Raw genomic sequence first — 14,293 nt, 5'->3', positions numbered from 1 at the left:
AATATTATGAGGTGATTTTAATGTATCATAGTTTAAAAATTGAAGATATACTAAAAATCTTTAATTCTGACCCTTCTAAAGGTCTCTCATCACAAGAAGTAGAAAAGAGAAAAATAAAATATGGATTAAATAAGTTAGCAACTCAAAATCGCGATACTCTCATTACTCTTATTTGGTCCCAAATTAACGATATTCTAATCTATATTCTTATTGGAGCTGCAATAATATCTTTTTTAGTAGGAGAAACTAGCGATGCTATTATAATCGGTATAATTATAATTTTAAATTCAATAGTTGGAGTTACTCAAGAATATAAAGCAGAAAAATCCTTAGAAACCTTACAAAATCTGTCTACTCCCAAAGCTATTGTAAAGAGAAATGCCCAACTAATAGAAATTCCTTCTGAAGAAATAGTACCTGGAGATATTATAATCATAGACGCCGGAAGATATATTCCTTGCGATTTACGCCTCATTGAAACAGTTAATTTAAAGATTGAAGAATCTGCCCTTACAGGCGAATCCATACCAGTAGATAAAGATGCTAACTTAATACTTGAAGATGGTAAAACCACATTAGGTGATCAAAAAAACATGGCTTTTATGTCTACCCTAGCCACCCATGGAAGGGGTATTGGGGTTGCTGTAAGCACAGGAATGAATACTGAAATAGGAAAAATAGCTTCTCTTCTTAAAGAAAATAAAAAAGAACTTACTCCTCTTCAAAAAAAACTTGAAAAATTGGGTAAAACATTAGGTATAGCTGCTATATCCATATGTGCTTTGATGTTTTTAATAGGTTTCATTCAAGGAAGAGACCTATTTGAGTTATTCTTAACTTCTATAAGTTTAGCTGTTGCCGCTATTCCAGAAGGGCTTCCTGCCATTGTAACTATAGTATTAGCCTTAAGTGTTCAGAGAATGATAAAGGAAAACGCTATAATAAGAAAGCTTCCTGCTGTAGAAACTCTAGGCTCTGTAAATATCATATGTTCTGATAAAACAGGAACTCTAACACAAAATAAGATGACTGTAACAAAGTTTTATGCAGACAACATTTTTGATGATATAAAGAAATTAGACATTAATAATAAGATTCACAAACTACTTATAGAAAACTTAGTTTTATGTAATGATGCCACATCTTCTAAAGAAAGCTCAACCGGTGACCCCACAGAAATAGCCCTTTTGGATGTAGCTGCTTCCTATAATATTTTTAAAGATGAACTTCAGAAAGAACATGAAAGAGTCAATGAAATTCCATTTGATTCTGATAGGAAGCTTATGACTACAGTAAACAAATATAAAGACAATTTTTATGTAATGACTAAAGGTGCTGTAGATAACCTTTTAAAAATATGTACCAAAGTATTTATAGGCGGAATTGAAGTACCTTTGACAGATAATATAAAAGATTCTATTTTAAAAGCTACCTCAGCTATGTCCAGTGAAGCTCTCAGAGTTTTAGGTGCTGCTTATAAAATTATAAATGATATTAATAATACGGAAATAAACTCTTTAGAAAGAGATTTAGTGTTTATAGGTTTAGTAGGCATGATTGACCCTCCTAGGCTGGAAGTAAAAAATTCCATATCCTTATGCAAAAAGGCTGGAATATCTACAGTTATGATAACCGGTGACCATAAGGATACCGCCTTTGCCGTTGCTAAATCCTTAAATATAGCTGAAAATCCCCTAGAAGTTATATCTGGTTTAGACTTAGATAAACTATCCCAGGAAGAATTAAATGAAAAGATAATGAATTTAAAAGTATTTGCTAGAGTATCACCAGAACATAAGGTCAAAATAGTAAAAGCTTTTAAATCTAAAGGAAATATAGTATCCATGACTGGTGATGGTATAAATGATGCACCTTCTCTAAAAATTGCAGATATAGGTGTATCCATGGGAATTACAGGAACGGATGTTGCTAAAGAAGCCTCGGACATGATATTAACTGATGATAATTTCTCTACTATAGTTTCAGCTATTGAGGAAGGAAGAAATATATACAATAATATAAAAAAATCTATTTTATTTCTAATATCTTGTAACATCGGAGAAATAATGTCTATTTTCTTTTCCATACTTTTAGGATGGGCATCTCCTTTGAGATCCATACACATATTATGGGTTAACCTTATAACAGACTCCTTCCCTGCTCTAGCTTTAGGTGTAGACCCTAAAGATGATGGTGTAATGAAAGAAAAGCCAAGAAACTCTAATGAAACTATTTTTACAGGCGCCATAGGAAATATTCTCTTTAGCGGATCTATTATATGCATTTTAACTTTAATCGCTTTTCAGATAGGACTTCATAGATATCCTGGTTCTGTAATACATGCACAAACTATGGCTTTTATCACAATGAGTATTTCAGAGCTAATTCATTCTTTAAATATGAGAAATGAAAAAAAGTCTATATTTAAAATTGGATTTTTTACAAATAGATTTTTAATTTTTTCAATTGTATTAGGTATAATTCTGCAAATTATAATACTATATGTTCCTTACTTAAGCAGCATATTCAGTGTATATCCTCTTAACAGTGGAGATTGGAAATGGATCGCCCTATTAAGCTTAATGCCACTTTTTATTAGTGAAATACTGAAAATTTTAAAGAGCAAAATATAAGAATAAGACGCTCTCATTTAATAAATGTGGATAAACTTTTTTTAATATTGAACTGGAATATGAGATTTGCATTATAAAAAGCGTTAAACTAGCATTAAAAGCTCTTTATTTCTGAGTTTAAATCGCCATAAGAACCTTCTATTGTCTGAACAGCAGCGAGTTTAGAAGGCTTAGTGGTTTTAAACTCAAGAAATATTAGGGCTTCTTTGCGTAGTGAAACTTTCCTAAATGCAAATCCCATATGGAAAGTTCAATACTAAAGATTGTCGCGATTTAGTCCTATTACTCCCATTTCATATTTTCTGTAAGTATTTTTACAAACTTAGTGAAGTATTCTTCTTCCAATTCTCCAAATCTTGAAAACTCCTCACTATCTATATCCAAGACCCCATATACTATATCATTTTTTATTATTGGAATCACTATTTCTGAATTTGAAGCAGCATCGCAAGCGATATGACCTTCAAATTCATGAACATTATCCACTCTCTGGAGTTTTCTTTCTGCCACCGCAGTACCACACACTCCTTTTCCGATCTTTATTCTATTACAAGCAGGTTTTCCTTGAAAAGGACCTAGAACCAACTCTCCATCTTTCATTAAATAGAAACCAGCCCAATTTATATTATCTGTCATAAGATTTATAATAGATGTTGCATTAGATAGATTTGCTATTAAATCATCTTCCCCTGAAATTTGTCCTTTAAGCATTAAAAGCATAGTTTCATAATTGTCTTTTCTGTTCATTGATTTTCCCCCTTGTTTCATATATTTTTTCGAGATTTCTATATAATGATCTGAATTTTGTTTTATATGATTTATTTCATCTTCTGTAAGTTCCCTTATAACTTTAGCTGGGGAGCCCATGCAAAGCACTCCTGAAGGTATCTTTTTGCCTCCCGTTATTAAGCTGCCTGCCCCTACTATGGTATAATCCCCCACTTCAGCTCCATCTAAAATAGTACTTTGCATACCTATTAAAGCATGATTTCCTATTTTACATCCATGTATTACTGAATTGTGTCCTATATTTGAGTATTCTCCTATGTATACTGGATGATCTTTATCCACATGAATAGTGCAATTATCTTGAATATTAACCCCTTTTTTTACAATTATCTTATTGACATCAGCTCTTAAAACTGCTCCAAACCAAATATTTGAATCCTCTTCTAATACAACTTCTCCAATAAGATCTGCGCTTTCAGCTACAAATGCGTCACTGCTTATTTTAGGTTTTTTATCTTCATATCTGTATATCATACGCATCTTCCTCCACACATAAGTTTCTCAATTACATATTATATCCCAGAAAAAACAATAATTAAATGAAAACATTTCATATAATGAATTAAAAATAATTTTAATTATTAAAGAATAGCTATCATCAATGCTTTCTTTAACATTAGTAAAATTATTACAATTTTTCTCCTTGAAGAATAATATTATTTACTATATAATACTACATGTAGTATCTGAAGTTAATTCAATTACTACATATAGTACCAATAATTAGGAGGGTTTATATGAATTCCATATCTAATATATTTAAACGATACTTTACCACGGAACTCGAAAAAGATAACTCCAAAACTGTTTATGATTTATTTACTTGGAAAAAGGTTGATGTTATTTTAAAAGACCATAAAACTGGCAAAATTATTATAAACATGAAAAATCTAGAGTTCCCAAAACATTATTCTCAAAATGCCTGTGATATAATAGCTTCAAAATATTTCAGAAGAGCTGGAGTTCCTAATGAACTAGGATATGAAAACAGTATGAAAATGGTAGCTCATAGACTTGTAAGTTTTTGGATGGAAGCTTTAAAAGATGAAGGAATGATTAAAACAGAGGAAGAAAGCAGAATATTTTATGATGAGATGGTCTATGGATTATTAAATCAAATGTACGCTCCAAACTCTCCTCAATGGTTTAATACTGGACTTGCTTTAGCTTATGGCATAAAGGGTAATAAACAAGGTAATTTCTATTTTAATGAAAAAGAAAACAAAGTTGTGGAATGTACAGATGCCTACAGCAGGACTCAAGCTTCTGCTTGTTTCATAATCTCTATAGAAGATAAACTTTTGGGTCCTCATTCTATATCAGAGCAATATATAACAGAAACAAGGTTGTTTAAAGGCGGCTCTGGAACAGGAACAAATTTTTCTCCTATAAGAGCTAAGGGAGAGCCTTTATCTGGAGGAGGATATTCTTCTGGCCTTATGAGCTTTTTAAAAGGTTTTGATAGAAATGCAGGTGCTATAAAATCTGGTGGGACTACAAGACGTGCTGCTAAAATGCTTTGTCTTGATATAGATCATCCTGAAATTATGGATTTCATAACTTGGAAAGCAAAAGAGGAAGATAAGGTTAAAGCCCTTGGAAAATTTGGTTATGATACAAGCTTTGAAGGTGAAGCTTATGAAACCGTATCTGGCCAAAATGGAAATAATTCTGTCAGATTATCAGATGACTTTATGAAAAAAGTGGATAACCTTGAAGCTGACCCCAACGCTACTATAGAACTTAAAGGTAGAGTGAGCAACATAGTTAATAAAAATATAAAAGTATCTGAATTATGGAATGCTTTTACCGAATCTGCCTGGAAATGTGCAGATCCATCTCCTCAATTTGATGATACCTTTAATGCTTGGCATACATGTCCATGTGGTGAAGATGGAAAATTTAACGCTCCATATAATAGAATAAACTCTACAAATCCTTGTGGAGAATATGCTTTCTTAGATGATACTTCCTGCAACTTAGCTTCAATAAATATATATAGGTTTTATGATACAACCTCAAAGGAATTTGATTTAAAAGGGTATGTACATATGGTTGGTTTAATTCAGCTTGCTCTAGAAGCTTCTATTCACTGGGGTCAATTTCCAACAGAAGATATAGCAAGAAAGACTTATTTATTTAGAACCACTGGACTTGGAATCGCTAATATATCTTCACTTTTAATGGCTTGTGGATACCCATATGACTCTGAAGAAGCTAGAAATTTAACAGCTGCACTTATAGGAATATTAACTGGACATTCTTATTATATATCATCTCTAATGGCAAAAGAAGTTGGAACCTTCTTTAAATACGATATAAATAAGGATTATATGCTAAAGGTTATAAGAAATCATAGCAGAGTAGCTGGAGCCCTTGATGATTCTTATGAAAACTTAAATTATACTCCAGTAAAAGTTAATCATGACATACTAAATGAATTAAAACTTAAAAACTTAAGTAAAACTTTAAAAGATGCTTGGAAAAATGCTTTGGAATATGGTGAAAAGTACGGTTATAGAAACGCTCAAGTTTCCGTTATAGCTCCAACAGGTACTATATCCTTAGCTATGGACTGCGGTGCTACTTCTATAGAACCATTTTTCAGCCACGTTGTATATAAAAAGCTGTCTGGCGGCGGATTTATGACTATTGTAAATCCAGTACTTGAAGTATCTCTTAAAAATCTAGGATATTCTGATAAAGAGATAAAAGACATAGTAGATTATATAATGAGAACAGAAGTTGTAGACGAGAACGGATTTCAATATGAAAAAATAATAGACGGAAAAATTGAAGGTGCTCCACACCTAAAAGAAGAACACTTACCTATCTTCGATACAGCTAATAAATGCGGCAGTGGAAAAAGGTATATCTCTCCAATGGGACATGTTAAGATGGTTGCAGCCATAACTCCTCTTATTTCCGGTGCTGTATCAAAAACTGTAAATCTTCCAAAAACAGCTACTATTCAAGATTTTAAGGATGTAATCTTATCTTCTTGGAAGCTTGGAGTTAAAGGTATAACCCTTTATAGAGATGGCTCAAAGGCAAGTCAACCTCTTAACACTAGTCTATCTGAAAATGGAAATAAAAAACTCGAAGACTTAACTTATAATGAGCTATTACAAAAGGTTAAAGAACTTCAAACTAAACATCACTATTCAAGAAGAGATAAATTAACAGGTATAAGGTACGGTACTACTCACCCTGCTCAAATTGATGATGTTAAAATTTATACAACTGTTAATAGAAATTCTGAAGGAGAAATTTCCGAAATCTATATAACTACAGATAGAGAAGGAACTATAATCACCGGACTTTTAAATTCTCTTTCTAAATCTATATCTGTTATGCTTCAATATCATGTACCACCTCAAGACATTTCTAGAATGTTAAGAGGACAAAAATATGAACCATACGGTTTTGTTAAGAAACATCCTTATATTAAATATGTAACTTCTATATCAGATTTAATAAGTAAAATTATAGATATAGAATTAGGTGACTTTTCAAGATGCCAAATTAAAGATGAGAACTATTTGTCAAATATGTTTACTATAAATTCTGAAACAACATTTGGATTTTCTAAAGATGTTGCTGCATCAAGTGAAAAAAAAGTAGAAGGAGAACGTCTTTATGATAGCACCTGCCCTGTCTGCTCAAGCACAAGGATGGTAAGAAATGGAACCTGTAAGGTTTGCCTAGATTGTGGATCTACTACTGGATGTAGCTAAAATAGCAACTAGCTAGTATATTTTAGATGTAATTAAGTTTAAAATTTGAGCAAAAAGGCTGCACGATCTTGCAGTCTTTTTTATAGATTTAATTAATCATCATTTCTAATATAAATTTTTTAATTCTATCAAGTCATTTGCATATATAATATCAGATTAAGAAATTTCAAATCTCGTGTCCTATACCATGCCATATGAACGTTATAGTCTTAGTTAAATTACGGGATATTTTACATACAATACACAGAATGTTCTTAATAAAATAAAATATTAGTATAGACCTTTAACTATAAAATCTTAAGCATAAGGAGATAATATAATGTTAAATCAACTTTTTATAGCTGTTCCTGAAAATAATGCTACTTTAACTGATAGACTTCCTGACATTTACTTGACAATTCTTAGTAATAAATATATTGATAGCTTAGTTGATATAAAAATGTATGTAGACAATAAAAAAGTTCATCATAAAGTCCATAAAAATAAAATTATATATGTTCCTAAAAAAAAACTTAAATCAGGAAAACATGATATTAAAGTCTTTATTAAAGACTTCAGAAGGCAGATACAAGAAATTCAATGGTCATTTACTATAACCACTAGTTCTTCTAAGTCGGATAAATATAATTTTTATTACGGAATTCCTCATGCTCACACTTCCTTCTCTACCGGAAAAGGTACTCCATTAGAAGCATTCAAATACGCTTATAAAAAATCTCTAGACTTTTTAATAATCACAGATCACTCAGGGTTTCTTAGTAAAAAAGTCAAATATAATTCTAATGAAATCTCTAGATGGAATGCTGTAAAAATCAGTTCTTTATATTTTGCAAATATAAACAAAAAATTTTTACCACTATATGGATTCGAGGTTTCTTCTAGAGGTCTAGGTGATTTTAATATTTTAAATACAATAAATCTATACAAGAACAAAATAAAGAACTTTAAAGATTTTAAGGCTTGGCTTCAAAAGGAGAAAAATCCTATAGTTTGTATTAACCATCCACATAAATACATTGAATCTCTTCAATATGACGATGTTTTAGATAAGTATATAAACTTTATAGAAGTTGGAAATGGCTCTCCACCTTTTAAATATTTAAGTGGAGAAAAATACTACTATAAACTCTTAGATAAAGGATGGCATTTAGGAGCTATAAACGGACAAGATAATCATAAGGAAAATTGGGGAGATACAGATAATCTAACTGTAGTTATATGTAAACTCTTAAGATATGATGAATTCTTTGAAGCTTTGAAGTCTCGTAGAACCTATTCTACAGAAAGCCGCTCCTTAAAGCTTGTTTTTAAAGCAAATGGAAAATGGATGGGAAGTATAATTGAAAACAATTCTAATAAAATGAACTTAGAGATTATAGCTGAAGATAAAAAAGTTCCTATAAATAAGATACAAATTATATCCAATGGCGGAATTGTGGTAAAGAAAAAAAGCGCTCATAAAAAAAATAAGATAAAATGGAATCTATCGTTACCTTTTAAAAAAGGTGCTTGGTATGTAGTAAAGGTAATTCATGTGGACGGAAAAGTTGGAATATCATCTCCAATATTTACTTAAGCTTTGATGCTAGACACTTAACTTTATCGGTTAATCTTAAGTGTCTGGCATCCTATACAAATTCCATATCAGATGTTCAATATAAAAAACTGCACATTTTTCTCATAATACTAAATTAGCTCCATTTTTCTATTTTTAAAATAAACTATTCTTAAATTACACGCTTCTGCCATTTCCTTGGCTACATTAAAATGGATTCCTATGGTTTCAGCAGAATGAGCATCAGAGCCTATGGTTAAAAACTCGCCACCTAACTCTTTAAATCTTTTATATATCTTAAGAAGATTATAAACAGATTTTTTGTTCCCCATCCTCCTAGTATTTAGTTCCATAACAATTCCTTTATTTATCGCAGCTTTCAACACATTATCTATAAGCTCTTTATAATCATCATAATATATTTCCGTATCTTCATATTTAGCATATCTACAAATATAATCTATATGCCCTAAGCTATCTATAAAATGATGTTCATTTATGCAACTAACCATTTCAAAAAAATACTCTTCATAAAGCTCTCTTTTGCTCTTGTTTTTGTACAGTTCATCAGCTTCGTATAAGTCCGTATCATACATTTCATGTAGAGATCCTAAAACATAATCAAAAGGATATTTCCTAATTAAATTTTTATATTCATGTGAAAATTTATTATTCATTCCAATTTCAATTCCTAAAAGCACATTATCTGCTCTATAAGAAGAATAAAATTTAAAATAATCCTCACAATTAAATCTAAACATACTGCTATCTCTATAATTTAAATCCATATGTTCTGTAATTATAGCTCCTAGATCTTCTTGTTTTATCTTTCGGAGTACTTCTTCTATCTTCATTTTTGAGTCTGTAGAAAAGTTCGTGTGAATATGAGTATCAAACATAATTCCCTCCTAAAAAACAGCAAAACTTAAAGTTTTGCTGTTTTTTAACATTATTTTTTCTTTTTCTTACCCATTTTAATAACTTCCATATTATTTTTATTAATTCTGTTTGGCTTAGGTTTAGCTTTTATTATAGTGTTATTCTTATTGCCTCGATTAGATGCCTGTCTATTAGATAATCCTGCTAAATCCATAAACCATAAAAATAATATCAAAAATACTCCACTTTGTATATACATAAGCCAAGGTCTTGCTTGCATTTGCTTAACCCATATAATATTAGGAAGAAGAAATACTATTGCTGCAAGTATAAGCACTACCCACTTATTAACTTTAATATTTTCTAAAACATAAATCTTTAATAGGTTGTATAATGACAAAATAACAATTATCATTACAAGCATTTGTATAAATGCCTTAAAAAAAGCCATTACCCTCATTCCTTTCCTCTAAATGTTTATTATATTATTATACATTTATATATACACATTTATCAAGATTAATTATAGCTTCAATAATACAAGAAAAAATAACTTTTATATCAAGTGTCATTCTGAAATAAATTTAATATTTTTACTTTATAACTCTTTTATTATTAAAATAGATTTATTTTGATAGTCTATTAAAAACTTTGATATAATGTTAATAAATATTATATTGTTTTGAGGTGATTTCTGTGGATTTAAAAATAAATGGTCTTGATGATTTAGATATTCAAATATTAGAAATATTAATAAAAGATTCTAGAACTCCTTACTTGGAAATAGCAAGAAAATGTCATGTTAGCGGTGGTACAATTCACGTAAGAATGAAGAAAATGGAAGATATGGGCATAATTAAAGGCACTAAACTGATTTTAGATAATACTAAACTTGGTTATGATGTATGCTGCTTTATCGGTATATATTTAGATAAAGCTTCTTCTTTTTCTCGTGTATTGTCAGAGTTAAATAAAATTAAAGAAGTTGTAGAACTACACTATACTACTGGAGAATATTCAATATTTACAAAAGTAATATGTAAAAGTATAGCAGATCTTCAGAATTTGCTTATGAATAAAATTCAAGTTATTCCAGAAATTCAAAGAACAGATACTTTTATATCTCTTTCGCAGCCTATTGATAGAAATATACAATTATAATTTATTTTAAAATATTACATAACTTAAAAAGCTGCCTTGCCTTAGATAAGGTGCAACTTTTTACTTTTTCATATTTTCGCTAGTATTTTTATTTTTTTACTAATATTTTTTTTAAAATTGTAAATAATAATGCTGTAGAAATTATTATTTAAAGGAGATGTAGCTTTTATGAGAACATTAGATACGCTTGCACTTATACTAGTGGTTATAGGCGCTATAAATTGGGGATTAATTGGCTTTTTTAGATTTGATTTAGTTGCCGCTCTATTTGGAGATATGTCAGCCTTTAGTAGAGTTGTATATGCCTTAGTAGGCTTAGCTGGATTATATGCTATTTCTTTCTTTGGAAGAGATAGAGAAACTCATGAAGTTAAATAATAAAAAATATGGTATTTAAAAAAAGCTTCAAAATTTTTAAAATTTGAAGCTTTTTTTTATTGACTTTATAACTTTATTATATTAAACTTTAATAAAACAAACTTTTTAGTAAATAAAGTAAAAAATCATTGATCAGGAATAGTAGCTAATGATCTTAGTTTCAGAGAGTTGAGGATGGTGGGATCTCAATACGTTAGACTTTAGTGAATGGACCTGTTAGATGTAAACCGAAATCTATTTTTGGAGAGTAGTCTTTACCGTGTTTCGCACGTTATAGCGATAGGATATGTTAGTATCTGAAATGAGATATGTTTAAGTATATAGATATTTAAATTTGTATCTATACCTTAAGCATAATATAGGTGGCAACGCGAATGACACTTCGCCCTATTATTTAGGGTGAAGTTTTTTTTATTATAAAAATAATTAAGGGGGGTGAGTTAATATGGCATGAACTAAAGATATATCACATTGGTATAGGTTACTTTATAATTTGAAAAAAATTTATTTAAGAAAGGATGATATTATTATGAAATCAAATTTTAAAAAAAATATTATTAACTCACTCTTGCTTGCTATAGGATTTATTTTGCATCAAGTTGCTCCACCTATATTCTTCGGAATGAAGCCAGACTTGTCTTTAACCATGGTTTTTATAATTATAATTTTAAACGAAGACTATAAAACTACATTAATAGTAGGTATAATTGCTGGAATTCTATCTGCTCTTACTACAACTTTCCCAGGTGGACAGCCAGCCAATGTTATAGATAAAATCATTACCTCAAATGTAATTTATTTATTATTATTGCCTTTTAGAAATAAATTAAATAATCAAATTAAAATTATAATCTTTACTGCTATAGGAACTGTATTAAGCGGAACTGTATTTTTAACTGCTGCTTCTATACTAGTTGGATTACCTCAATCCTTTACAGCAATGTTTATAGCTGTAGTCCTTCCAGCAGCCCTAGTAAACACAGTAACTGCCATAATACTATTTAATGCTATCCAGATATCTTTAAAACATGCAAAAGTTACACTATAAGAAGATTACGGTGCAATTTTCTTATAGATAACATCATGCATGAGATTTGCATTTAGGAAAGATTCTAATGCTTGTTCAACGCTTTCTACAATGCAAATCCTATGCGTGATGTTTAAATATCTCAACAATTCTCGTAAAAAGTTATGAATGTTTTGCAGCAAGCAAAACTACAATTTAGAATCATAGGTTTCATTACGGCCATTGTAGCTTGCTAGCAATGTTACAAATGTTTTACAGAACAAAATATTTCTGTTATCTCATAAAAAAAGAACTTAAGATTTTTGTCTTAAGTTCTTTTATAGCATTAAGCTCTTTGCTTTGATACAGTTTCCTGAAGCATTTCTTCTGTTTCTACAGGCTTACCTACAAACCTAACTAGTAATGCAATTAAAATTATATCTATTGGCAGAACCAAAGCTATTGGTGCTCCAAACCCTACAGGAATATATCCAGCAAATATAACCACAGCTGCAACTACAATTGCATAATAAAGCTGAGTATTTACGTGATCTATATGATCTGATGCTGCTCCCATGGAAGATAAAATAGTTGTATCTGAAATTGGTGAACAGTGATCTCCAAATATAGCTCCTGTAAGTACTGAACTTACTGCAGTAACCATATATGCATGATCTGGATTTATACTAAATGCAAGAGGTATTGTAAGTGGCATTAATATACCCATTGTTCCATAAGATGTACCCGTTGCAAAAGATATTATTGAAGCAAGTATAAATATAACTGACGGTAATACAAAAGCTGGTATACTATCTGACAGCATAGCTACCAAGAAGTGAGACGTTCCTAACTCCTTAATTACTGAGCTTAATGACCAAGCTAGAAGTAGTATTACTCCTGTTATAATAAGTGATTTCATTCCATTTATCCAAGTTTCTATGGCTTCTCCTAGTGTAAATATTTTTTGGATAACTCCCATGATTATAGCTACTATACTTGCAAGCAATGCTGCTTGAAATAAAACTACACTAGCATCTGACGCTCCAAAAGTTTCTTGGATTGCTCTAAATGAAACTGGGCTATCTAGCAAAAGTGCTATTAGTTCTTTATCATCTCCAGCTATTATAGCATTATATCCATTATAATAGAATCCAGCAAAGGCTCCTACTATTAGTACCAATATTGGAACTACAGCATTTCTAACCCTTAAAACTATTCCATCTTTTGGTTCAATATCAGTAGTTTCTGAGGAAACCATAGGCTTTGCAGTATCACTTAATAATTTTCCTGTAATTCTTGCACGTCTTTCTGCTTTAAGCATCGGTCCAAATTCTCTTAAGAATATTGCTGTAAATGCTATAAACACTAAAATTAATATATTATAAAATCTATATGGAATGCTTTCTAAGAATATACTATAAGCGTTAACCTGCTGTCCTATCGAATCATATCCATCTTTAATCAAACTAAGCTCATAACCTACCCACGTTGATATTACGGCTATACCGGCTATAGGAGCTGCTGTAGCGTCAATTATAAAAGATAGCTTTTCTCTTGATATTTTCATTCTGTCTGAAACTGGTCTCATTATAGGTCCAACTATAAGAGAGTTAGCGTAATCATCAAAGAAAACAAGAATTCCAAGCAACCATGTGATAATCTGAGTACTTACTGGTGTTTTTGCTTTTTTAGATAAAGCCTCAGCAACTGCCTTTGCTCCTCCCATTTTTGTAATTAAAGCTATAAGTCCTCCGATGGTCATACATTGAAGTATAATACCTGCATTCCATGGGTCTGCAAGAGAACCTAAAATTTGAGATATAATATTTAGAAAGCCATGAAATAAAGCATTAAATATATTACCTTCATTTAACTCTAATAAAAATGTTCCTGAAAATACACCAATAAATAGCGATATAACAACATTTTTAGTTACAAATGCTAAAATTATAGCAATTAGCGGTGGCAGCAATGTCCAAATTCCGAACTTAGCCGCATTTGCCTTTGCTACTTCTAAATCAACTCCTAGTGCAGTAGTAGCAAATACACAAAGCATAAGCATAAAGGTGATCATAAAAACTCTTCTTTTTCTCATCTTTTTCCCCCTAAATAAAATTTTACTGCACATATATCGAAAATTTTGTGAGAAGCCATT

Annotated in this window: 10 protein-coding genes, 1 pseudogene and 1 other annotated feature; of the genes and pseudogenes, 6 read left to right on the top strand and 5 right to left on the bottom strand. The window is 30.5% G+C overall.

The genetic code is table 11. The annotated features are described in order from the left end of the window. The first annotated feature begins 20 nt into the window (after positions 1 to 20). Positions 21 to 2,633: a calcium-translocating P-type ATPase, PMCA-type gene (locus tag CPAL_RS11910; RefSeq protein WP_106024700.1), complete on the top strand. Its 2,613-nt coding sequence runs from the start codon at positions 21 to 23 to the stop codon at positions 2,631 to 2,633. Between the two features lie 282 nt (positions 2,634 to 2,915). On the opposite strand, the gene CPAL_RS14145 is transcribed toward CPAL_RS11910, so the two are convergent. Together CPAL_RS14145 and CPAL_RS14140 are read right to left on the bottom strand one after the other, a co-directional pair. Then, a complete protein-coding gene (locus CPAL_RS14145; RefSeq protein ID WP_061858702.1) occupies positions 2,916 to 3,401 on the bottom strand; it encodes a GAF domain-containing protein in 486 nt (161 codons plus the stop codon). Further along, positions 3,393 to 3,896: pseudogene (locus tag CPAL_RS14140) on the bottom strand (gamma carbonic anhydrase family protein); the annotation flags it as partial. The pseudogene CPAL_RS14140 and the gene CPAL_RS14145, both read right to left, overlap by 9 nt. Before the next feature lie 263 nt (positions 3,897 to 4,159). Between CPAL_RS14140 and CPAL_RS11900 the strand changes: the two are divergent. Both CPAL_RS11900 and CPAL_RS11895 read left to right on the top strand, forming a co-directional pair. Next, complete coding sequence (locus CPAL_RS11900) at positions 4,160 to 7,159, top strand: vitamin B12-dependent ribonucleotide reductase (RefSeq protein WP_106024699.1); 3,000 nt, start codon at positions 4,160 to 4,162, stop codon at positions 7,157 to 7,159. A 319-nt stretch (positions 7,160 to 7,478) separates the two neighbouring features. Continuing rightward, positions 7,479 to 8,735 carry a CehA/McbA family metallohydrolase gene (locus tag CPAL_RS11895; protein ID WP_061858616.1) on the top strand — a complete coding sequence of 419 codons (1,257 nt, stop codon included), beginning with the start codon at positions 7,479 to 7,481 and terminating at the stop codon, positions 8,733 to 8,735. Positions 8,736 to 8,845: 110 nt separating this feature from the next. Here the strand turns inward: CPAL_RS11895 and CPAL_RS11890 are convergent, their stop codons facing one another. After that, the gene (locus CPAL_RS11890; RefSeq protein ID WP_061858615.1) at positions 8,846 to 9,613 is read right to left on the bottom strand and encodes a histidinol phosphate phosphatase; all 768 of its coding nucleotides are present in this window, start codon (positions 9,611 to 9,613) and stop codon (positions 8,846 to 8,848) included. A gap of 50 nt (positions 9,614 to 9,663) precedes the next feature. Continuing rightward, entirely contained in the window at positions 9,664 to 10,044 is a 381-nt protein-coding gene (locus CPAL_RS11885) for a hypothetical protein (protein ID WP_106024702.1), read from the bottom strand. A gap of 245 nt (positions 10,045 to 10,289) precedes the next feature. Between CPAL_RS11885 and CPAL_RS11880 the strand changes: the two genes are divergently transcribed. The 3 genes from CPAL_RS11880 to CPAL_RS11870 all read left to right on the top strand — a co-directional run bounded on the left by CPAL_RS11880 (position 10,290) and on the right by CPAL_RS11870 (position 12,180). Next, positions 10,290 to 10,754, top strand: coding sequence for an Lrp/AsnC ligand binding domain-containing protein (locus CPAL_RS11880; protein ID WP_061858613.1), 465 nt, complete (start codon positions 10,290 to 10,292; stop codon positions 10,752 to 10,754). 168 nt (positions 10,755 to 10,922) lie between these two features. Next, positions 10,923 to 11,132 (top strand): DUF378 domain-containing protein, encoded by a 210-nt coding sequence (locus tag CPAL_RS11875; RefSeq protein ID WP_061858612.1) that lies wholly within the window; start codon positions 10,923 to 10,925, stop codon positions 11,130 to 11,132. Between the two features lie 119 nt (positions 11,133 to 11,251). Beyond that, positions 11,252 to 11,525, top strand: a binding site (T-box leader). A gap of 136 nt (positions 11,526 to 11,661) precedes the next feature. Then, positions 11,662 to 12,180: a tryptophan transporter gene (locus CPAL_RS11870; protein WP_061858611.1), complete on the top strand. Its 519-nt coding sequence runs from the start codon at positions 11,662 to 11,664 to the stop codon at positions 12,178 to 12,180. A gap of 304 nt (positions 12,181 to 12,484) precedes the next feature. Here the strand turns inward: CPAL_RS11870 and CPAL_RS11865 are convergent, their stop codons facing one another. Then, positions 12,485 to 14,233 carry a Na+/H+ antiporter NhaC family protein gene (locus CPAL_RS11865; RefSeq protein WP_061858610.1) on the bottom strand — a complete coding sequence of 583 codons (1,749 nt, stop codon included), beginning with the start codon at positions 14,231 to 14,233 and terminating at the stop codon, positions 12,485 to 12,487. Positions 14,234 to 14,293: the final 60 nt, after the last annotated feature.

The sequence above is a fragment of the Clostridium thermopalmarium DSM 5974 genome (genome assembly GCF_002995795.1).
Lineage (GTDB): Bacteria > Bacillota > Clostridia > Clostridiales > Clostridiaceae > Clostridium_H > Clostridium_H thermopalmarium.
The sequence above is the reverse complement of the archived record's forward strand: the minus strand, read 5'-3'. Positions and strand labels throughout refer to the sequence as shown.

What these genes read in the sequence shown, in the direction of transcription:
- CPAL_RS11895 (WP_061858616.1), top strand. Translation starts at nt 7,479, where the DNA reads ATGTTAAATCAACTTTTTATAGCTGTTCCTGAAAATAATGCTACTTTA.
- CPAL_RS11885 (WP_106024702.1), bottom strand. Translation starts at nt 10,044, where the DNA reads ATGGCTTTTTTTAAGGCATTTATACAAATGCTTGTAATGATAATTGTT.
- CPAL_RS14145 (WP_061858702.1), bottom strand. Translation starts at nt 3,401, where the DNA reads ATGAAACAAGGGGGAAAATCAATGAACAGAAAAGACAATTATGAAACT.
- CPAL_RS11890 (WP_061858615.1), bottom strand. Translation starts at nt 9,613, where the DNA reads ATGTTTGATACTCATATTCACACGAACTTTTCTACAGACTCAAAAATG.
- CPAL_RS11875 (WP_061858612.1), top strand. Translation starts at nt 10,923, where the DNA reads ATGAGAACATTAGATACGCTTGCACTTATACTAGTGGTTATAGGCGCT.
- CPAL_RS11900 (WP_106024699.1), top strand. Translation starts at nt 4,160, where the DNA reads ATGAATTCCATATCTAATATATTTAAACGATACTTTACCACGGAACTC.
- CPAL_RS11910 (WP_106024700.1), top strand. Translation starts at nt 21, where the DNA reads ATGTATCATAGTTTAAAAATTGAAGATATACTAAAAATCTTTAATTCT.
- CPAL_RS11870 (WP_061858611.1), top strand. Translation starts at nt 11,662, where the DNA reads ATGAAATCAAATTTTAAAAAAAATATTATTAACTCACTCTTGCTTGCT.
- CPAL_RS11865 (WP_061858610.1), bottom strand. Translation starts at nt 14,233, where the DNA reads ATGAGAAAAAGAAGAGTTTTTATGATCACCTTTATGCTTATGCTTTGT.